Annotated in this window: 17 protein-coding genes and 1 pseudogene; 8 read left to right on the top strand and 10 right to left on the bottom strand. The window is 46.1% G+C overall.

Going from position 1 to position 19,506, the window contains the following annotated elements; all coding sequences use genetic code 11:
- Window positions 1–212: 212 nt before the first annotated feature.
- Window positions 213–1,112: an acetylglutamate kinase gene (argB, locus tag RIG27_RS16025; RefSeq protein WP_446346738.1), complete on the bottom strand. Its 900-nt coding sequence runs from the start codon at window positions 1,110–1,112 to the stop codon at window positions 213–215.
- 289 nt (window positions 1,113–1,401) lie between these two features.
- On the opposite strand from argB, the gene RIG27_RS16030 reads away from it, so the two are divergent.
- Together RIG27_RS16030 and RIG27_RS16035 are read left to right on the top strand one after the other, a co-directional pair.
- The gene (locus RIG27_RS16030; protein ID WP_446346740.1) at window positions 1,402–1,557 is read left to right on the top strand and encodes a hypothetical protein; all 156 of its coding nucleotides are present in this window, start codon (window positions 1,402–1,404) and stop codon (window positions 1,555–1,557) included.
- Window positions 1,558–1,637: 80 nt separating this feature from the next.
- Window positions 1,638–2,204, top strand: a complete 567-nt coding sequence (locus RIG27_RS16035) for a Uma2 family endonuclease (protein ID WP_446346742.1) — start codon at window positions 1,638–1,640, stop codon at window positions 2,202–2,204.
- Between the two features lie 159 nt (window positions 2,205–2,363).
- Here RIG27_RS16035 and RIG27_RS16040 read toward each other — a convergent pair whose 3' ends face one another.
- Together RIG27_RS16040 and RIG27_RS16045 are read right to left on the bottom strand one after the other, a co-directional pair.
- On the bottom strand, window positions 2,364–2,588 hold the full coding sequence (locus tag RIG27_RS16040) for a hypothetical protein (RefSeq protein WP_446346744.1): 225 nt from the start codon (window positions 2,586–2,588) through the stop codon (window positions 2,364–2,366).
- Window positions 2,585–4,348 (bottom strand): S8 family peptidase, encoded by a 1,764-nt coding sequence (locus RIG27_RS16045; protein WP_446346746.1) that lies wholly within the window; start codon window positions 4,346–4,348, stop codon window positions 2,585–2,587. Before RIG27_RS16045 ends, RIG27_RS16040 begins: the two co-directional genes overlap by 4 nt.
- Here RIG27_RS16045 and RIG27_RS16050 point away from each other — a divergent pair.
- Complete coding sequence (locus tag RIG27_RS16050) at window positions 4,348–4,635, top strand: hypothetical protein (RefSeq protein WP_446346748.1); 288 nt, start codon at window positions 4,348–4,350, stop codon at window positions 4,633–4,635. The genes RIG27_RS16045 and RIG27_RS16050 overlap by 1 nt on opposite strands.
- Here RIG27_RS16050 and RIG27_RS16055 read toward each other — a convergent pair.
- Window positions 4,617–5,222 carry an HD-GYP domain-containing protein gene (locus RIG27_RS16055; RefSeq protein ID WP_446346750.1) on the bottom strand — a complete coding sequence of 202 codons (606 nt, stop codon included), beginning with the start codon at window positions 5,220–5,222 and terminating at the stop codon, window positions 4,617–4,619. The two genes, RIG27_RS16050 and RIG27_RS16055, sit on opposite strands and share 19 nt — an antisense overlap.
- A 216-nt stretch (window positions 5,223–5,438) precedes the next feature.
- Between RIG27_RS16055 and RIG27_RS16060 the strand changes: the two genes are divergently transcribed.
- A complete protein-coding gene (locus RIG27_RS16060) occupies window positions 5,439–6,230 on the top strand; it encodes a YdcF family protein (protein ID WP_446346751.1) in 792 nt (263 codons plus the stop codon).
- Between the two features lie 11 nt (window positions 6,231–6,241).
- On the opposite strand, the gene RIG27_RS16065 is transcribed toward RIG27_RS16060, so the two are convergent.
- Together RIG27_RS16065 and RIG27_RS16070 are read right to left on the bottom strand one after the other, a co-directional pair.
- Window positions 6,242–7,213, bottom strand: coding sequence for an SDR family NAD(P)-dependent oxidoreductase (locus RIG27_RS16065; protein WP_446346753.1), 972 nt, complete (start codon window positions 7,211–7,213; stop codon window positions 6,242–6,244).
- 232 nt (window positions 7,214–7,445) lie between these two features.
- Window positions 7,446–10,049, bottom strand: a complete 2,604-nt coding sequence (locus RIG27_RS16070; protein WP_446346755.1) for a GAF domain-containing protein — start codon at window positions 10,047–10,049, stop codon at window positions 7,446–7,448.
- 474 nt (window positions 10,050–10,523) lie between these two features.
- On the opposite strand from RIG27_RS16070, the gene RIG27_RS16075 reads away from it, so the two are divergent.
- Both RIG27_RS16075 and RIG27_RS16080 read left to right on the top strand, forming a co-directional pair.
- A complete protein-coding gene (locus RIG27_RS16075) occupies window positions 10,524–10,715 on the top strand; it encodes a hypothetical protein (protein WP_446342088.1) in 192 nt (63 codons plus the stop codon).
- Between the two features lie 105 nt (window positions 10,716–10,820).
- A complete protein-coding gene (locus tag RIG27_RS16080) occupies window positions 10,821–11,048 on the top strand; it encodes an indolepyruvate ferredoxin oxidoreductase subunit alpha (RefSeq protein WP_446342090.1) in 228 nt (75 codons plus the stop codon).
- Between the two features lie 120 nt (window positions 11,049–11,168).
- On the opposite strand, the gene surE is transcribed toward RIG27_RS16080, so the two are convergent.
- The 4 genes from surE to RIG27_RS16100 form a co-directional block, all read right to left on the bottom strand.
- Window positions 11,169–11,957 carry a 5'/3'-nucleotidase SurE gene (gene surE / locus RIG27_RS16085; RefSeq protein WP_446346757.1) on the bottom strand — a complete coding sequence of 263 codons (789 nt, stop codon included), beginning with the start codon at window positions 11,955–11,957 and terminating at the stop codon, window positions 11,169–11,171.
- A gap of 175 nt (window positions 11,958–12,132) precedes the next feature.
- Complete coding sequence (locus RIG27_RS16090; protein ID WP_446346759.1) at window positions 12,133–13,899, bottom strand: rhomboid family intramembrane serine protease; 1,767 nt, start codon at window positions 13,897–13,899, stop codon at window positions 12,133–12,135.
- A 338-nt stretch (window positions 13,900–14,237) separates the two neighbouring features.
- Complete coding sequence (locus RIG27_RS16095; RefSeq protein ID WP_446346761.1) at window positions 14,238–14,399, bottom strand: PEP-CTERM sorting domain-containing protein; 162 nt, start codon at window positions 14,397–14,399, stop codon at window positions 14,238–14,240.
- Between the two features lie 275 nt (window positions 14,400–14,674).
- On the bottom strand, window positions 14,675–15,406 hold the full coding sequence (locus RIG27_RS16100) for a PEP-CTERM sorting domain-containing protein (RefSeq protein ID WP_446346763.1): 732 nt from the start codon (window positions 15,404–15,406) through the stop codon (window positions 14,675–14,677).
- A gap of 740 nt (window positions 15,407–16,146) precedes the next feature.
- On the opposite strand from RIG27_RS16100, the gene RIG27_RS16105 reads away from it, so the two are divergent.
- Window positions 16,147–18,084, top strand: coding sequence for a S9 family peptidase (locus RIG27_RS16105; protein ID WP_446346765.1), 1,938 nt, complete (start codon window positions 16,147–16,149; stop codon window positions 18,082–18,084).
- 133 nt (window positions 18,085–18,217) lie between these two features.
- Window positions 18,218–19,493: pseudogene (locus RIG27_RS16110) on the top strand (RNA-guided endonuclease InsQ/TnpB family protein).
- The last annotated feature ends 13 nt before the right edge of the window (window positions 19,494–19,506 follow it).

Raw genomic sequence — 19,506 nt, forward strand, 5'->3', positions numbered from 1 at the left:
AATTTGGAGATAGCCGCCAGTTAGGTGGGGAAGTGCCTGTGGACTGGTTGAGTGCCGTCACCGTCAGAGCGAAGCAGGAAGTAAGCATCAAAGTTAAGTCTGACTAAGGTTGACCAACTTTGAGTAGGTCTTTCATAACGGATTTAACGTTCATCGTTCGTTGTTCATGGTTCATTGCAATGAACGATGGGCGATGAACCATGAACCAAGGGCTAAGTCGTAAATTCAGATGCCACAATCATAGAACCAATTCCTTTATTGGTAAAAATTTCTAAAAGTAGGGCGTGGGGAATTCGACCATCAATAATATGAGCCGCCCGTACCCCCTGAGCCAGCGATCGCACACAACAGTTGACCTTAGGTATCATACCGCCAGCCACAACGCCCGATACCATTAACTCTCGTGCTTGTTGGATATCCAGCTTAGCCATTAGAGTGGAGGGATCGTGGTAATCCTGCAAAATCCCAGGAGTATCAGTGAGCAGAATTAACTTTTCGGCTCCCAAAGCGGCAGCAATTTCGCCAGCAACGGTATCAGCGTTGATATTATAGGCTTGACCTGATTCATCCGCTGAAACACTTGACACAACTGGAATGTAGCCACTTTTGACCAAGGAGTCCACCAGTTTAATATCCACACTGCTGACTTCTCCAACAAAGCCAATCCCCTTGCGCCCTTCTGGACGGGCTTTGATTAAATTCCCGTCTTTTCCGCAAAGTCCCACGGCTAAACCCCCAGCCTGGTTAATTAGCGAGACTAACTCTTTATTAACTCGACCCACGAGAACCATTTCCACAACATCCATCGTGGGCGCATCCGTTACCCGCAACCCATCCTTAAACTGCGGTTCAATCCCCAGCTTATCCAACCAGCTATTAATTTCTGGACCACCGCCGTGAACCACAACGGGACGAACGCCGACACAGGATAAGAAGACAACATCCCGAATTACTTTATCTTTGAGGTTGCTATCCTTCATCGCCGCCCCCCCATACTTAACCACAACCGTTCGTCCTGCAAACTGCTGGATGTAGGGTAGAGCTTCACTGAGTATCTGCACACGGGTTGCTTCGGCTTCCCGGATTAAATCGTGATTGTTTTCTTGTACCATCGACAGGAACTGGAAGACCAATTAAGATATCCCAAGCAGTTTAGATCATTTTTTTATCAATATCTCCCCCAACTCCCAGACGTGCCATGGCTCTCCCCCAGCTCCCAGACGTGCCATGGCACGTCTCTACAACCCCAGCTCCCCCATTTCCCTATTCGCCAAAATCCTCCATGGGATAGAGTTGATTGCTACTCCACCAGAAGGATGCGATCGCGGCTAAATTGCCTTTGAATGATGGGTGGAAGCATTAACTTCTAAGAGTTGCTGAATATTCAGAGGACATTCATACATGTTTATTAAACACTATCTTGGTAAAAGCTTACCTGCCAGTGCGATCGCCTTAGCGCTGATGGCTGTACTGCTAGTATTGGTTATAGCAGTAGACACATCTATTAGGACAAAAGAACTGTTGTTCCAGACGTTCCGCCGGAACGTCTCTACCTAAATGATGTGTCCTTTTTCCCCGTCATGTAACGTGTCACACTAGAAGTAGCGATTCCGGAAAATCGAGAGGAAGCTTGGGCTATGACAATCTCCACTGAGAAAAAAGTTTGGACAGATGAGGAATTTATGGCACTGTCCAAAGATGGGCATTGTTATGAGTTAGTAAACGGGGAGCTTGTGAATATGGGCAATTCAGGGATGGAGCATGGCGGAATTGGCTCATTTCTGGGGGGGCTTCTGGCAATCTATGTTCGGCAACACAAATTGGGAACGGTTTGTGATTCTAGTACAGCGTTTACCTTACAGAACGGCAACAAGCGATCGCCTGACGTCTCTTTTGTCTCTAAAGAACGGCTCAAGGGTTTAAAGCGTCCCCCTCGTGGGTTCTTTCAAGGTTCTCCTGATCTGGCGGTGGAAATTCTCTCTCCCAACAACACCGTTGAAGAAATCCACGACAAGATTGTGGAATATTTTGACAATGATACTCGCTTAGTTTGGGTGATTCATCCCGATGAAAAATATGTTCTGGTTTACCATTCGCCCGAACCCGATCGCTTACTTCGTCCTCAAGACACGCTAGAGGGTGACGCGATCGTTCCTGGCTTTTCCATGTCGGTTGCTGAACTGTTTGAAGAGTGGGATTTTTAGCGATCGCTCAATTTTGATTTTCTACATAGAACTCAGGTCTTTTTATGAAAAAGAGATCTTTTGGCTATGTCAGTTATTCCCAAAAAAGCAACTCTCCCGTAACTAATGTGATGAGTTTTTGAGAATCACATCAATTACGGGAGAGCCTAGATTTTCAGTTCAATCCATCACCTCAAAGGACTGCACTTGGAGAACTGGACCAATCATAGCCATCGTCATGACATCCTCTCGCACCTCTCCTTGCACCTTCACGTTCAGGTTAGGTTGCTGTAACTCATCGGGGACATCCTGAAGTTCATAGGTTTCTCCAGCATCGGCAACCAATGCCCAAGTCCCGACGCCAATATCCTTGTGTTCGATTTTGCCCGTGACATTAATGCTCATGCAAATCTCCCCTCTTCCTTAGAGGCAAAATAGGCAAGTCCAAAGCATAGGAAAGCATTCGCCATTAAAAATAGACGCGCCCCAATCCCACTTCCTAGCCATAGAAGACTGGGAGACATTATCGCACTCACCGCCAAGCAACTAGCAACACCCAAGGCTGAACCAATCGCCACCCATTTCCATTGTGCGTGTCCCAGGAACAAAGCCACTAGGATAAAGGGAATCAGCACGCTGGCAAAAATGGGATTTAATAAACTACTGCCTTGAATCGCTGTACCCAGTTCCGGAATCGAACTACCCATGACTCGTAGGGGCCACTGAGGTAAGTCAAAGATATAGAAGCCGCGCAGGAAAAATAATCCCGAACTTCCAGCCACTAATCCTGTGGTCAAACTCCAGCCAAAGGACAAATAGTTCCGTAAGAACCACGCCAAGAGGTAGGAACCCAGAACCATGAGAACTTTCGGCAGCAGTGCAACTGCACCACCATCAATCCAGAACCGGAGATTGAGATAGCCACTATCGCGCAACCAACGGAAGAAATCGCGGAAGGTAATTTGTCCCTTCGCCGCCAATTGCACTGCACCCCCAGCATCTAGTTGTCCCGCGCCAAAGTGGTTGAGGGGATCATCTTCAACCTGACGACTGGATTGTTGGAGAACGGTGAAAATTTCATCAGGATCATTAATCCCACTCGCTTTCACCAAAGCCGCAACCCCAGCAACGTGGGGGGCTGCCATACTGGTTCCCTGAAAGCCAGAAAACATGGCAGTTTTGGTTTTGGGATTAATGGTTTCTTGAACAATCTTACCCGCTTCACTACCACCAGGGGCAGAAATGTCAACCCCTGCACCGTAGTTAGAATAGGGGGCTTTTACGCCAGCGGAATCTACAGCAGAAACACCCAGAACATGGGGATAGCGGGCGGGATAGGAAGCGGAATTTTGGTTGGCATTCCCTGCTGCTGCAATAATCGCCACACCTTTGTTATAGGCATAGTCGATCGCTTCTTGCATGAGTTTACTTTCACCACCACCGCCTAAGCTCATATTGATCACATCCGCGCCATTATCAGCGGCGAATTTAATCGCTTCAGCGATATCGGAAATCGTACCACCGCCACCTGCACTCAAGACTTTTAAGGGCATGAGACTGGCTTCATAAGCGACGCCAGCCACCCCATAACTATTATTGGTGGATTGGGCAATGGTTCCAGCAACGTGAGTCCCGTGACCATTATCATCAAAGGCATCAACTCTATCGTTTACGAAGTCGTATCCTTCTACGAGTTTGGTATCGTTCAAATCAGGAACTGGACTAACCCCGGTGTCAATCACCGCTACCGTAATCCCACTTCCCCGCGTCTCATCCCAGGCGGCTTCCACATTAATGCTGCGGAGATTCCATTGCTGGCTATAGCTGGGGTCGTTGGGAACAAAAAACGTGCTGTAGATGTAGTTGGGTTCAATATATTCCGTGTCCTTTGCCAGTTCTGAGCGTTTGAGCTGACGCAGGAGTTGTTTATCTCCCTCCAAAATGTAAATATTGTCAACGTCAGAGAATTCGCTATTGAGTCGCGGTGTCACACCATATTTTTGTGCGATCGCGTCCACCTCAGCACTAATCTCTGTAGCGGGAATATCTTCCCGGAAATCCAGTACAATTGAGCCAAATTCCCCCTGATTTGCCAACCCTTTAAAGTTGAACAGGGCAAAACCTAGCCCAATCACAAACAAACACAGTAACAAAAACTTTTTCATTGGCAACCATCCGTCTATCGTGCCAGTTTAACCTCTACGATAGCTTATTTGTTATTTGTCATTGGTCATTCGTCATTGGTCATTGGTCATTCGTCATTTGTCATTGGTCATTCGTCATTTGTCATTGGTCATTTGTTGATTGTTCATGGTTCATTGTTGATTGCAAATCTGCTCCCCCAGCCCCCCCAGCTCCCCCAGCTCCCCCAGCTCCCCCAGCTCCCCCAGCTCCCCCAGCTCCCCCAGCTCCCCCAGCTCCCCCAGCCCCCCGTCACCCGCCGCCTTGGTAGAACAGCTCCAGAAAGCGGAAAAATTTCTCACATAAATTGCGATCGCGTGCGCCTGCTTCCATCTCCTTGGTAATCTCTTCTATAGCTTGCATCCAGTAGGGGCGATCGCTTGAGGGTTCGTTCCGGGTGCGATGGAGTCGCTTACTGATAATGGCATCGGCGATATTGACAAGCTGGAAAACTTGGACAATGAATGGAATTTCATCACCTTTGAGTCCTTTGGGATAGCCGGTGCCATTGATTCGTTCTTGATGAGACAAGACAAGGGGGACAAATTCTTTCAATCCCGGAAGCTGCTTACAGATCAAAGCAGACACTTCGGGATACTCGCGAATTTTTACCCAATCCTGTTCGCTTAAGGAACCGGGATTGAGTAAAATCGAGTCGGGAATGCTGAGTTTGCCTAAGCCGTGACAGTAACTTAGGAAAACTAGCTGGCGCAGTTGGGTTTTGTCTAGTTTCAGCCACCGCCCAAAATGTAAGCACATTGTTCGCAGACGATAGCAGCGCAAACCAGCCGTGACGTTTCGAGCCAGCTGGATTTGTTCGAGAAAGTTTAAGATATCGGCGTCGCCGGGGCGAAGCATTCCACTTCAAAATAGGTCTAGATTACGTTTATTGTTGCATTATTGTTGGGGTTAGTGATCCCCAACTCACGTTATGTTAACGCTTTTGGATAGAAATCAGTCCGTTGCCTTAGAGAGAAGACTGTGTAGCGCTTAATACAGTAGAGGGGTTTGTTAGGACATCTTTAACCTTACCATAAGGCTGGATACAATCGGAATTCTGTATTTAATTCTTGTATGTTTTTATTTCTCTCCAAGTTACTCCCCTTATTTGTGTATCCATTAGGACTCGCTTGCGTACTGATGGTTGTGGCGTTAGTCTTATCCTGGAAACGCCCCCATTTGGTTCCTATCCCTATCGCCTTAGGATTGATCATCTTGCTCGTCGCCAGTAACGGTTGGGTTGCCAATAGCATCGTTCAATCCCTAGAGTGGCAGCATATTCCACCCACAGAGTTACCCCAAGCTGAGGCGATCGTGATTTTGGGTGGGGCGACTCGATCCGCCATTCCGCCGCGCCCTGCACCGGATTTAAATGAAGCAGGCGATCGCGTTTTCTATGGGGCGCAGCTTTATCAGCAAGGGAAAGCCCCTGTAATTATTGCCTCTGGGGGGCGGATTGGGTGGCGGGGTGGGGGTTCTCCTGAATCAGCAGATATGGCTCAAATCTTAGAAATGATTGGCGTTCCTTCCTCAGCAATTTTGCAAGATCCAGCATCCCTGAATACCTACCAAAATGCCGTCAATGTACGGCAGATTTTACAGCAGGAAGGGATACAGCAGGTATTATTAGTTACCTCTGCCATGCATACGCCTCGCGCCCTACGGATTTTTCTGCGTCAGGGGATTGACGCGATTCCAGCACCAACTGATTTTTTGGTCACTCAACAAGAACTGAATGAACCGAATAGTAGTCTAGCGGCTATTTTATTGAATGGTTTGCCAGATACTCAAAATTTAGATATGACGACCCGGGCGATTAAAGAATATATTGGTACAGCCGTTTATTGGCTACGGGGATGGTTATGATAGATGACAAATCACCTAAGATGTAACCCACCATCAACGGGCAGAGCGGCTCCAGTAATAAAAGCCGCTTTAGGGGAACATAAAAAGGTAACAACTTCTCCTATTTCTTCAGGCAATACCCATCTTTGCATTGGTGTCTTATTAATTATATTTTTCATTTCATCGCTATCTAATCCCCCCCACTTCGAGGTGACAAATTCCCAAGCATTAGTTTTGACATAGCCAGGAATAACCGCATTTACAGTGATTTGTCTGGGGGCGAGTTGCTTGGCATAGTATCTGATGAGAAATTCAAGGGTTGCCTTGGCTTGTCCAGGTAAAGCATATTGCAGCTTGGGGGTTTGGTTACTATTACACCCCGGAGAAGATATGGCGACAATATAACCGTTTCCATTCTCCATATACTCAAGGGCTCGTTCTACACCTCTAATGAAGCATTTCGGATAAACATTTTGATAATAGTCATACTGCTCAAAGCTGGTAAACGTTCCATCGCCAAAAAACTGAGCTTTCAGTTTTGCCGCTTGAGTAGCTTGGCTGGACTCAGGAGAGGTAGTCAGACCAACATATAGTCCACTACTATGCACAAAGGCAGTCAGTTTACCATCAAAATTATCTTCTACACAGTTGAATAGAGATTCAATTGTGGACTCTTCAGCCACATCCCCTTTAACTGAGTGAACGTTTACCCCATAGGTTGATTCAAGGGTAGCCTTGGCAGTAGCGGCAGCTTCTTCATTGCTATTGAAGCCGATGATCAGGTTATATCCATCTCTCGCCAGTTTCTGGGATATGCCGAAACCAATACCACGGGTTCCACCGGTAACGATTGCCAGTTTTGATGTCATAATTGAAACTATTTCCTGTTCGCCTGAACATTTGTATTCGCGATCGCGTGATAAAATTAATAGTACAAGATATTTGCCTAAACCCGCCCCTACTGGTGTGATCCCAAATCCGCCTTTGTAACCCTCTTTTGCCACAGCAATTAAAATCGCTGCTACACTGACCCTTTCGTCCGCTTGACAAGGACTGGGTTATAACGGGGGTAGTTAACCCGGATTTGGTATGACACAGCTAAAATGGTGGAATAGATTTTACCATTTAATCGGGCGCACGCCTAGCGCCCCTACGGTTTTGCGGCTAATGCTTAATTCATTAAATTAGGTATACCAAGTCGATTAACATCAGGAAATCCCAACTTGTGGCTGTCCCCTATTTTCTAGTCATCGTATGAACGCCATCCCAATAATCGGGAGGAGGATTATTCTGATAATGTTTAGCCCGTTCGATGTGAATCAAAACCGGCTTATCATTAGGTTCAAGTTGATAGGCTTGTTCAAAATAAATACTTGCCATCGAGAAGTCGCGATTCATGTATGCCTGACGCCCTTTAGCATACAGATCTAAAAATTTGTGGGTGTTATCATTAAGAGGGGTGTCGATATCTTGAATCAAATGATAAATGCTGACCGCTTGGTTTTTCCCCTTCACGCGGATTTTATCGAGTTCCCGCACCCAAACATTATAGCGACAGAGGTTATAGGTATATTCACTAATGATAATATCGCAACCGTACTCTTTCGTAATACTTTCCAGGCGGGCGCTGAGGTTCACACCATCTCCGATAACCGTGTAGTCCATGCGTTTGTGGGAACCAATATTACCCGACACCACTTCTCCCGAACTAATTCCAATCCCAATATGAATTAAAGGTTGGCGATTTCGCATCCGAGGTTCATTAAACTTGGCTAAACGCCAACGCATATCTAAGGCGGATTGAACCGCCATCCAGCCATGATTTTCTTTTAACGCCAAGGGAGCGCCAAAAACTGCCATCAGTGCATCACCAATAAATTTATCTAAGGTTCCTTTATGCTCAAATACCGATTCAACCATTGTTTCAAAGTATTTATTCAGTAGCGATACAACTTCCGACGCTCCCAAATTTTCGGTTAAAGTTGTATACCCCCGAATATCTGAAAATAAAATAGTGACATCCTTTTTACTCCCCTGCATCAGGGCATCTTCACCTAAGGCTAAAACTTCATCCGCCACCTCTGGAGTCATGTAGCGATACATGGTTGTTTTTAGCCGCTTTTCTCGACTAATATCTTCTAATACAACCAGACCCCCTCGCACCATTCCTTGGGGGTTTGTTAGCGGATTAACTGTTAAATTAATACTCCGTTCAATAGGTTGGACTTGCTGTTTAGACAGGTAACCTAAAGATCCATAATTATCATGATTTTCATTCCACAAACTATAGGTTTTTGGGTCATCGCTTTTGGGAATAGCTAGGAGATAAAGATGAGTATCATCATGGGATTGGCAATAGGGGGGAGTATTCGGTGTTTCTATCTCTTCCAGGGGACATTGAAACAGACCGACCATTAAATTTTGTTCGGGAATGTAATGCTTCGCCCCCGTCGTTAGGCTGTCTTGTAACCGGACTTGGAGATGTTCAATTGGTACAACCTCCCAGACGTAGCGATTGGTGAGTTTTTCCTCCCACAACTGACGGTTGCGATTGGTGAGTTGTTGTAAAGGACATCCCAGTAATCCTAGCGCCGCATCATTAATTGTCACAATTCGTCCCTGCATATCGGTAGAAATAACCGCATCAGAAAGGCTTTGCAGGATATCTTTTTGATATTGCTTTTCAATCAGAACATTTTCAAAAAGTTTGGCATTTTCTAGGGCAATTCCAGCTTGAATATTAAAGGCCCGCATAAACTCTTCATCGGAGGTGCTGAAGCTGCCTTGATTCTTATTAATCAACTGAGTCACGCCAATTAATTCGCCACCCGAGTTAAAGACAGGCATACAGAGAATATTACGGGTGACATAGCCTGTTTTCTTGTCCGTCGTTGGATCAAAGCGAGGATCTTTATAGGCATCGGCAATATTCAACGGTTGACCCGTAGAAGCCACATAACCTGCAATTCCCCGATTTGCTGAGATCCGGATTTCTACAATCTCTTTGCCATCAGCCGTCGCCACCTTACTCCACAGTTCCCCATTATCTTTACTTAGCATAAATAACGTGGAGCGGTCTGCTTGCATTAACTCCCGCGCTTGATCCATGACTAGACGCAGTGTGGCTTCTAGGTCTAAACTTTGACCCAGGTACTGGGTTGCCTTCAGGAGGGCAGCTGCACCGCGTTGGCTACGGGCTGCCATGTAGAACGATTGGCAGGTTTCTAGGATAATGCCAATCGAGGCGGCAAAGTCACGGAAGCGCTGTTCATCTTCTTCGTCAAACGGTACACCCCCAGCTTTATTCAACAACTGCACTACAGCGACAATCTTTTTATTGCTACTGACAATGGGCATACACAAGAGTGAATTGGTATGATAACCCGGAGATTCGTCAACTTCAGGATTAAACAGGGGATGGTTATAGGCTTCGGTGATATTGAGTGATTCGCCCGTCGTCGCCACATGACCCGCTAAACCCACATTGAGGGGAATGCGAACCTCCTTGGCGGCGTTGTCCTCACCAGAGGGAATTTTTGCCCAAAGCTGATCTTTGTCACCATCAACGAGGAAGATAGTAGTACGCTCAGCTTGTAGGAGTTGACCGATTTTTAGGGTAAACGCCTCCATCACCTGCTCCAGCATGGTTTCTAGCGCTTCATGGTTAATCATTTCCAGCGCCCGCAGAAATTGCTGAAATTCAGCGGTGATGAAGTCCAGTAGGCAGATAAATTCGGGAAGGGATAGGTCTTTAACTCGATGAGTTAAAACGCTCGTGCGATTGAGTTGGGTTAACTGGGTCAATGTAGCAAGAACGCTACCGGCATTAGACAGTGTCATAGTATTCGCTGTTGAACAGCTACTTTTTGCTCTGGCTGTCAGACGCACGCTCATGCACGTCTGGTTGACTGTTTCAGTCGGGCGATTTAAAACAAATAAGCGCAGCGATATCGGTGAACGTTGAAAAACGCTTCCGTTTTCAGTTAGTTTAGACCAATCTCAATTTTAGATACATTTATCTGTCTGAGTTGTTATTTGTTTTATATCCTTTGTCATTCACTATTACCTCTATTGTCTCATCCTTCTGCCCTAACTCCATAACCAGAGGGACTTATGCTGGCTGAGTCGAGGATTGCCCTTCAATCATTCTGCACCCAGTTACAGCCAGACGCCAACAGATCGAGCGATAGGGTGGGGGTAAGCGTGCCATGACACGTCTGGAAGCAGGGCTGGGTTTTACCGATAACCTTCTGTGGATGTCCGAATTCAGTTTAGTTGAGATAAGTAGGTAGAGACAATATAACTTGACTGGCTATGAAAAAATACCCAAGTAATATCTTGCTTCAGGTTGTCATCGCGATCGCACTATTATTTGCGGCTTATGTCATTGGTGGCTTCCTGATCAAAACTCGTCGAGAAGTCAAAGATACACCTGAAGCAAGTCTCATTCATTCCTATTTGGCGAATTGTCGGGGAAAAGGTGGAGCAATAAACGGCATACTATAATCTTTGATTGGTGTTGAGATACATGGATTCCTTGCCGATAATGCAGTAACATAAAACCCATGGGGGATCATTTCTCAATGTCATGTAACTACGAGAGGGAATAGCGTGTCTCACACTATTGTTACGGAAACCTGCGAAGGGGTTGCAGATTGCGTCGAAGCTTGTCCAGTTGCTTGCATTCACCCTGGTCCCGGCAAAAATGTCAAGGGGACAGACTGGTACTGGATTGATTTCGATACCTGCATCGATTGTGGTATATGCTTACAGGTATGTCCTGTAGAAGGCGCGATCGTTCCGGAAGAGCGACCGGAGTTACAGAAAACGCCCCAATAAATTAGGGCTTGCTGAATAAGTCTTGTGGTGAGGGGGAGCAGGGGGAGCAGGGGGAGCAGGGGAAGAATGACAAATGACGAATGACGATCTCCACCGTTCACATTAATTGTGTCCACCCACTTAAAACTCTATACTTTGCAAACTAGAGACGCCAGCAATATCCGTCAGGTTGTATTGCAGGGGCGTAATCGCAATATAGTTTTCCTTAACGGCTTGAACATCTGTAGCTAAATCGGGGGGAAGATGGGAATGGGGGGGTTGTTCTATATCTTCAATCACTTCACCGGCTAACCAATAATAGGTTTTACCCCGTGGATCAACTCGTTTCTCAAAGGTGTCGAAATAGCGACGAATTCCTTGGCGGGTAACCTTAACCCCAGCAATTTCCGCCTGACTCACGGGCGGTACATTGACATTAAGTAACATGACTTTGGCTAGGGGTGCGCCAGAGAGTCGCTCAATCAGGCTTTTGGCGAATGTGGCTGCGACGTGAAACTCCTTAGACGTGTAGCTAGTCAGACTGAAGGCAATACTGGGAATTCCTTCGAGAACCCCTTCCATGGCAGCGGAAACCGTGCCAGAGTAAAGGATATCGGTGCCTAAGTTAGAACCGTGGTTAATCCCAGATAGAACTAAATCGGGTGGATGATCAATTAAAGCTCCCAATGCTAGCTTGACACAATCTGAGGGAGTTCCGGAACAAGACCAAGCTTTAACCGCCGGGTGAAAAATTGTATCAATCGTTTCGGCGCGAATGGGATCATGGAGGGTTAAACCATGACCCGTTGCCGATCGCTCTCTGTCTGGACAAACAACGGTAACATCATGACCCGCTTGTGCCAGTGTATCAGCCAAGGTGCGAATCCCCAAGGCAAAAATTCCGTCATCGTTGCTGATCAGCAATTTCATCAAACTTAGTTGCGCCCCACGAGATGAAAGTCGTTGTTTGATTTTAGCTTGGTGGCTGGGGGAGTAGCAAAATCTGAGTAAGGGCGGGTTTTGTTGGTCAGTTATTGGTAACAAGCTTGTTCGAGTGGCTAAACCCGCCCCTACAATTGATTCTTCACGACCTTCGAGGGCATGTTTATGACTTATGACTGAGTATATTCCCCACCAAAAAACCGATCATTAAGCCTGATGTATGACCAGTGAAACTTACCTGAGGAATTGACAGGTCAAAGATAACTTGAAAGGTAATAATAAATAAAATAAACCGTAAACGACGAGAGGCTAAACGGGATTTTTCTCGCCGCCATCCTTGAAGTAAAATAGCCGCTGTTGCGCCCACAATTCCCATCACTGAGCCGGATGCTCCAACCACAAATTGTGCCTCAGAGTATCCGAAATGAGTAGCTAGAGATACCACCAACATTGAACCGACACCACTACTTAGGTAGAGCAGCAAATATCGCCACCAGGAAAGGGCATATTCGACAAAGGGTCCGAGGATATAAAGACCCAGCATATTCATGAATAGATGCAGAAATCCAAAGTGCAAAAACGTTGAAGTTAATAACCGCCACCAAGCTCCATCGAGAACCTCTTGGGGGACTAATGCTCCGAGTTCGTATAAAACTTGCGGATTTTCACTTCCGCCAAATTTAATTTCCAATCCAAATACGATTAGGTTTAATCCAATAATTCCCCACGTTGTGTAGGCTCTAGAACCCAGAAACCTTTCTCTGGCACCGTATCGGAGTTGATGGTGGAGATTGAGTATGAGTCGGGCTAAAATTTGCCGGGAATGTTGAGTTAAGACAGTATCAGGGTTGATCGGTGACTGGGATAAGCGAGCTTGAATCGCATGGTGATAGAGTCCAGTATGGCGCGGGGAAATCGCCAACAGTTGCTGACGCGCCTCCTCTACGTCTCCCGCCGCCCAATCTGCTGTAGCCAACCAAAATTGGCGAATGTACTTTGGATAAAATGCTAAAGGTCCAGTGAGCAATTGTACGACCTGGTCTTTTTGACCGCAAAAGGCAAAGGCAAATAAATAAGCTTGACTCTGATTGATGCCGCGATCGCTACGTTCTAAGATACGTTCAAATTGATCAAGTTGAGCAAGCACACGATTTAAGTCCCCCATCTCTCCTAATGCTCGCAGGTAGTACAGGATTAGACGGGGATCATGTTCTAGGGCGGTTTGTGATAAATTGGTCTCAATCCACTCCCGCAACTCTTGCCAACGTGCCTCCATTTTATAGAGAGTGGCGATGGTATGTCGCACCAGAGGACGATTGGTGGTTTTGTCGCGGTTAATAATTGCCGTGGCTTCAGCCGTTGAACCTTGCTTCAATTGTTCCAGGGTGTCTAATAATTCAGCAAATTGACGCCAATTCTGGGCGGGGTGTAACCAACAGAGAAGTTTACCCAGTCGGCTAGCTGCACCAAAGCGTTCCTGATATGCCAGTTGATTCATGAGTCTAAACCCCAGAATCGGCATTAAAATCAACAACCCCCATAACCCCCCACCAATCCAGCCTGCATTGTCTGGAGTGCGGACATATAAGACAGCAGTGATGGCTAACACTAACCCAGAAACGATCATCCAGCTACGGATGTACAAGGCTGAATCCGAAATACTGGCACGGCGAATTCCGACGATAATGTTCAGAATACAAGAGGTGCAGACAATCCAGAGAAGTAACTGATTAATATCCATTTCTGGTGATTGGCGATCGGGTTGGGAAGAGTAGGCGTTGTTCACCTTTTCAACCATAACCCGATCCAAGACGCGATCGCGGTTGTGGAAATTATCGGGTTCGCGGTTGTGGGAATTATCGGGTTCGCGGTTGTTGGGATTATCGGGGCAGTAGGGGCGAGTCGCTGAGCCAATATTGAGGTGTGACAATTAACCTGTCTCGACTCGCCCTAGTCTAAATGTAGATGGTGTTATTCAGGGGCAACCCCAATATTAAATGTGGAGGGCGACCCGATAACATTGATAAGTGGGTTTTCCTCATTTAATGCGGCGGGTCGCCCCTACAGATGTTGCGTAACCTTCCGCACACCAAATCATAGATTATCGTGCGATGCTCTCAGTAGCCTAATTCCACAAAAACCCGCCCGACTAACTAGGTGGTTAAGGGCGGAAAAATGCCAGGGACTGAATGGTGAGAGTCTTTACCTATCCGGACAAGTTATGGTTGACCGTTATTACCCTTGACGATACATGGTTAACGCGGCTGTTTACTTTTGGTTGTTCTTGTTCCGTGAATGTTCTTTCTTGAAGGCGACGCCAAACCCTAAAGCAGCCGCTGAACCCAGAATGGTCAGGGGTTCGGGAACCGGGGCAAATTCTTGGTCAATCGTCGTCATATTCGATAGACCTGTACCCGGTTCACTATTCATACTAATCTGCTTGAGTACCTGAAACTGAGCTGGGTTGAGAAAGCATTTATACTTACTTTTAGGAAATCTTTATATAAAATCATACAAAAAGCCGCCCGACCCATGGCGGGTTAAGGGCGGTAAATTTTTCGGAACTGAACGGTTTCCTTCTTTTGCCGATCAGGGCAAGGATTTGGCTAATAGCTAATTGCTATCTCACCAAATTTTACCTACACTGACTTCGCCTAAATCAAGTGGGGTTATGCTCCTTGACCGTACAGGGTTGAGGTCACTTTTTACTTCCGGTTTTTCGGCTTCCTCGACTGCTCTTTCTTAAAGGCGACGCCAAACCCTAAAGCAGCCGCTGAACCCAGGATTGTCAGAGGTTCGGGAACAGAGGAATATTCCTGGTCAATGGTCGTCATATTGGATAAACCAGTACCAATTTCACTAGTCAGATTAATATCCTTGAGGATATGAAACTGAGTAACAGATTTACTGAAGGAACCCGATGCGGCTAGGTCAGGAACATTATTCCCTGTGATATTATCGGCAAAGAGTTGTCCAAGTTGATTACCATCCATATCTGACGCCGTCTCAATAATTTCGACTTGTCCAGAATCTAAAACGGCATCAAAACTTAGGTGAAACTTATCGATGGGTTTCGTGGATGTTACATCATAGCTGAGAGCTATATCAATTCCGTAGCCATCCTCAGCTCGGAAAAAGTCATTAAACTGTATTCCTGGACCGTGAGGAGTGGTCGCTGGACTGACTCCTATTTGGAATGCACTGGTTGGACGAACATGACCTGCGGCAAATAACTCGTCACACGTCGCATTAGGGTTACTAAAATCGAGGCAAGCAACATTAAAGCTGAAGTTGCTAAACGTCAGATGCTCATCTTGCAAAGTGCCGTTATCTCGGATTAATTCTCCTAATGATGCGGCTTGAGCCGGACTGGTAACCAATCCTAAGGCGGTCGTGCTAGCTGCACAGGCGATCGCGATTACACTTAGACGGTTCATACTATATATCTCCAAATTCAGGTAAACTTGACACAAGTTAATGAAGTGAGTTAGTATAAGCCTAGGTAAAATTACAGAATCTTAATAAATCAGGTGGTCAAAGATAGGTTATAGGTTCTGAGTCCCTAGATACTTACAAGTCTTGGTATCAGTGTATCAGTGACTTACGTTGACTTGAGTAGAACCCTGTCTCAACGTCCGCCTTATTTCTAGATCTTGAGATAGCTACTAACTCCTCTCTTATCTGTAACTTTATCGCTAATTTATTTTCTTGAAAAGAGATTTTCTGTATCTTTACTGAATCTTTATATAAAAAGCCCTTGGCTTCATCAAAGCTTTATCAAGTTTTGTGTATAGTATTGTAAATTTAACGACTTTTAGTATCGGCGTAGTTCCATCCCTAGCTCTTGAGTTCATCTGCCTTCACGCCATGGCAGATCAAGAATGCTTGCTAGCTCAAATCCTTATCCGGACTGGGTGACGCCCTAGGATTACTGTCCTTGATCAGAATCCGTGGCAATTCCGTAAATATACGGAGAAAATAGTCTGGCGATCGCGTTCATTTCTAACAAGTCCTACTGAGGACGCGCTCTAAATGAGTGATTGAGTAATTTTACTTATTGAGACATATATCGCTCTTATGTTAATCTAGGCAGACCTTACACCACTCTTCATATACTCCAAGTGATCCTGTCGTGAAGTCGGTAAAATTAACGAACGACAGCATAATCTAATTAACGATGACTCAACCGCAACTCTCTCCCTACGGTTCCTGGAACTCTCCGATCGCAGCCGAACTCATCGTGGCTGGTACGATTGGCTTGGGGAGTATTACCCTGGATGATACCGATACTTACTGGATCGAAGCGCGACCGATGGAAGCGGGACGTAATGTAATTGTACGACGTAACGGGAATGGCGCGATCGCAGATATTACCCCCTCTCCTTTTAATGTGCGTACTCGCGTTCATGAATATGGTGGTGGTGCTTACACGGTCAAAGATGGGATTATTTATTTTGCCAATTATCAGGATCAGCGCCTTTACCAGCAGACGGGTGATGCAGAACCTCAACCCATCACCCCAGAGTCAGGGGGAACTCTCCGCTATGCTGATCTGGTAATTGACTCCCAGCGACAACGGCTGATTTGTGTGCGCGAAGATCACAGTGATGAGGGAAAGGAACCAATTAACACCTTAGTCAGTATTCCGTTAAATAATCGTAACGATATCCAAATTATCGCTACAGGAAATGACTTCTACGCCTCACCCCGATTAAGTCCGGATGGTTCTCAGTTAACCTGGTTGACGTGGAATCATCCTAATATGCCATGGGATGGGACACAACTGTGGGTGGCGTCGATTCAAGGGAATGGATTATTAGGTGAAGCGCAATGTATTGCCGGTGGGGTTGACGAGTCAATCTTTAAACCTGAATGGTCACCCGATGGCACATTATACTTTGTTTGGGATCGGACAGGGTGGTGGAATCTTTATCGCTGGAATCAGCAAGGGATAGAACCTCTGTGTGAAATGGAGGCGGAGTTTGGTCTTCCTCAATGGGTGTTTGGTATGTCTACTTATGGCATCTCATCGCGCGATCGCCTAATCTGTGCCTATACTGTACAAGGTCGATGGCGCTTGGGGAATATCAATCTCCAGACGAAACAATTTAACCCGATTGAAACCCCTTATACCAGTATTTCATCGGTGCAAGTGACAGAAAATCGCGTCGTCTTTATTGGCGGTTCCGCTACCGAACCCACCGCCGTGGTACAAATGAACTTAGCTAGCCAACAGATAGAGAGTCTGCGTCAATCGACAACATTGGAGATAGATAAAGGATACCTCTCTACCCCACAGGCGATCGCATTTCCTACCGAAAACGGTCAAACGGCTTACGGCTTCTTCTATCCACCCCAAAATAAAGACTATCAAGCACCCGAAACCGAGAAACCGCCTCTGATTGTCAAAAGTCATGGTGGACCAACTGCATCCACATCCAGTACCTTTAATCTCAAGATCCAATATTGGACCAGTCGCGGTTTTGCCTTCTTAGATGTTAACTATGGTGGAAGTACAGGGTATGGACGCGACTATCGCCAACGCCTCCAGAATCAGTGGGGAATTGTCGATGTCGATGACTGCGCCAATGGTGCAAAGTACCTGGCTGAACAAGGATTCGTGGATGGAGAACGGTTAGCGATCGCAGGCGGTAGCGCTGGGGGGTATACTACCTTAGCCGCCCTTACCTTCCGAGATATCTTTAAAGCCGGGGCGAGTTATTACGGCGTCAGCGACTTAGAAACCTTAGCCACCGATACCCACAAATTTGAATCCCGTTACCTGGATGGGTTAATTGGTCCCTATCCAGAACGCCAAGACTTATACAAAGCGCGATCGCCTATCCATTTTACCGACAAATTGTCCTGTCCGGTGATTTTCTTCCAAGGGTTAGAAGATAAAGTGGTTCCACCCAACCAAGCCGAGACGATGGTGGAGGCGTTAAAGGCAAAGGGATTACCTGTAGCCTACATCACCTACCCCGAAGAACAGCATGGATTCCGACGGGCGGAGAACATCAAGCGCACATTAGAAGCCGAGTTATACTTTTATTCACGGATATTCGGGTTTGAGTTAGCTGAACCGATTGAACCTGTCGCGATCGAAAATTTTTAACGGCGTCGCGGAAGTCCTCACCCAAGGGCGAAGTAGGGTGAGGATGGACAGCGGGAAATTGAAGAACGAAATTTCCAATCTTCAGGACTTGCTTAAATTAAATGATATATAGTGGTAAGAGGAGGTGAAAGCGATGCGACATCAAGCCATCAAAGTTAGGCTATATCCAACAACTGAACAGCAAGAGATATTAGCTCAACACTTTGGCTGCGCTCGTTGGTGGTGGAATAATGCACTTAATTTGTGCATTGAAACCTATCAGGCAACGGGCAAAGGCTTGACTCGTTCTGCATTGAATGCCTTTTTACCTAAGCTCAAAAAACAGGAGGAAACGCAATGGTTATCTGAGTGCTATTCTCAGGTGCTACAATCGACGACGCTTAATCTGGTAACTGCCTATAAAAACTTCTTTGAATGTAGAGCTAGATACCCAAGGTTTAAAGCCAAAAAGAATAAGCAATCCATTCAGTATCCTCAATCGGTTAAAGTTGTTGATGGTTGCCTCAAGTTTCCCGGTCGTGTTGGCGTAGTCAAAGCTAAAATACACCGACCAATTGAAGGAACTATCAAGACAGTAACGGTTAGCATGACGCCATCGGGTAAGTATTTTGCATCTGTATTAACCGAGGTAGAAGGGGATAATCCTCCTGTCAGCACTCTCGCAAGTCGAAGTGAAGGTAAAATTGCCGGGATTGACTTGGGATTAAAGGATTTTGCCATTGTTAACGATGGGGTGAAAACCTCTAAGTTTGATCACCCCAAACATTTAGCCAAGCATGAGCGTAACTTAGCGAGAAAGCAACGAAAATTAGCTAGAAAGGAGAAGGGAAGCAAGTCAAGAGATCAAGCCAGGAAACTGGTGGCTAGGGTTCACGAACGAGTTAGTAATGTCCGTCAAGACTACTTACATAAGCTATCGAGAAAGCTTGTTGACGAAAACCAAGTTATCGTAGTCGAAAGTCTAAATACTAAAGGCATGGTTCGGAACCATAAACTAGCCAAAGCAATTTCTGATGTAGGCTGGGGAATGTTTGTCAATTTCTTGTCATACAAGCTCGAAAAAGAGGGTAAGGTACTGGTAGAGATTGACCGATGGTTTCCTAGTTCAAAACTCTGCTCAAACTGTCATTATCAGGTAGACGAGATGCCGCTAGAGGTTAGGAATTGGACTTGTCCTAGCTGTAGCACTCATCATGATAGAGATGGTAATGCTCTACTCAAATATTAGAGCGGAAGGTGTCAGAATGCTTCGACAGGCTCAACAAAATTTATCGGTCTCAGGGACTGGGACTGTTGCTGGTGGAGGGGATGTGAGACCGAAGCTTGGGCGTAGAGACGCGCCATGGCGCGTCTGTACTAAGCTGACGCAATCCCCAGCGAAACCAGAAGCTCAGGCTTCAACGAAGTAAGCCTGAGTAGTTC

Source organism: Coleofasciculus sp. F4-SAH-05 (assembly GCF_040222985.1).
Classification (GTDB): Bacteria; Cyanobacteriota; Cyanobacteriia; order Cyanobacteriales; family Coleofasciculaceae; genus Coleofasciculus; species Coleofasciculus chthonoplastes.

Coding starts and splice junctions, on each gene's coding strand:
- RIG27_RS16040 (WP_446346744.1), bottom strand. CDS start 2,588: ATGAGCATTAATGTCACGGGCAAAATCGAACACAAGGATATTGGCGTC.
- RIG27_RS16035 (WP_446346742.1), top strand. CDS start 1,638: ATGACAATCTCCACTGAGAAAAAAGTTTGGACAGATGAGGAATTTATG.
- RIG27_RS16075 (WP_446342088.1), top strand. CDS start 10,524: ATGAAAAAATACCCAAGTAATATCTTGCTTCAGGTTGTCATCGCGATC.
- surE (WP_446346757.1), bottom strand. CDS start 11,957: ATGAAATTGCTGATCAGCAACGATGACGGAATTTTTGCCTTGGGGATT.
- RIG27_RS16070 (WP_446346755.1), bottom strand. CDS start 10,049: ATGACACTGTCTAATGCCGGTAGCGTTCTTGCTACATTGACCCAGTTA.
- RIG27_RS16105 (WP_446346765.1), top strand. CDS start 16,147: ATGACTCAACCGCAACTCTCTCCCTACGGTTCCTGGAACTCTCCGATC.
- RIG27_RS16055 (WP_446346750.1), bottom strand. CDS start 5,222: ATGCTTCGCCCCGGCGACGCCGATATCTTAAACTTTCTCGAACAAATC.
- RIG27_RS16030 (WP_446346740.1), top strand. CDS start 1,402: ATGTTTATTAAACACTATCTTGGTAAAAGCTTACCTGCCAGTGCGATC.
- RIG27_RS16100 (WP_446346763.1), bottom strand. CDS start 15,406: ATGAACCGTCTAAGTGTAATCGCGATCGCCTGTGCAGCTAGCACGACC.
- RIG27_RS16095 (WP_446346761.1), bottom strand. CDS start 14,399: ATGAATAGTGAACCGGGTACAGGTCTATCGAATATGACGACGATTGAC.
- RIG27_RS16045 (WP_446346746.1), bottom strand. CDS start 4,348: ATGAAAAAGTTTTTGTTACTGTGTTTGTTTGTGATTGGGCTAGGTTTT.
- RIG27_RS16060 (WP_446346751.1), top strand. CDS start 5,439: ATGTTTTTATTTCTCTCCAAGTTACTCCCCTTATTTGTGTATCCATTA.
- argB (WP_446346738.1), bottom strand. CDS start 1,112: ATGGTACAAGAAAACAATCACGATTTAATCCGGGAAGCCGAAGCAACC.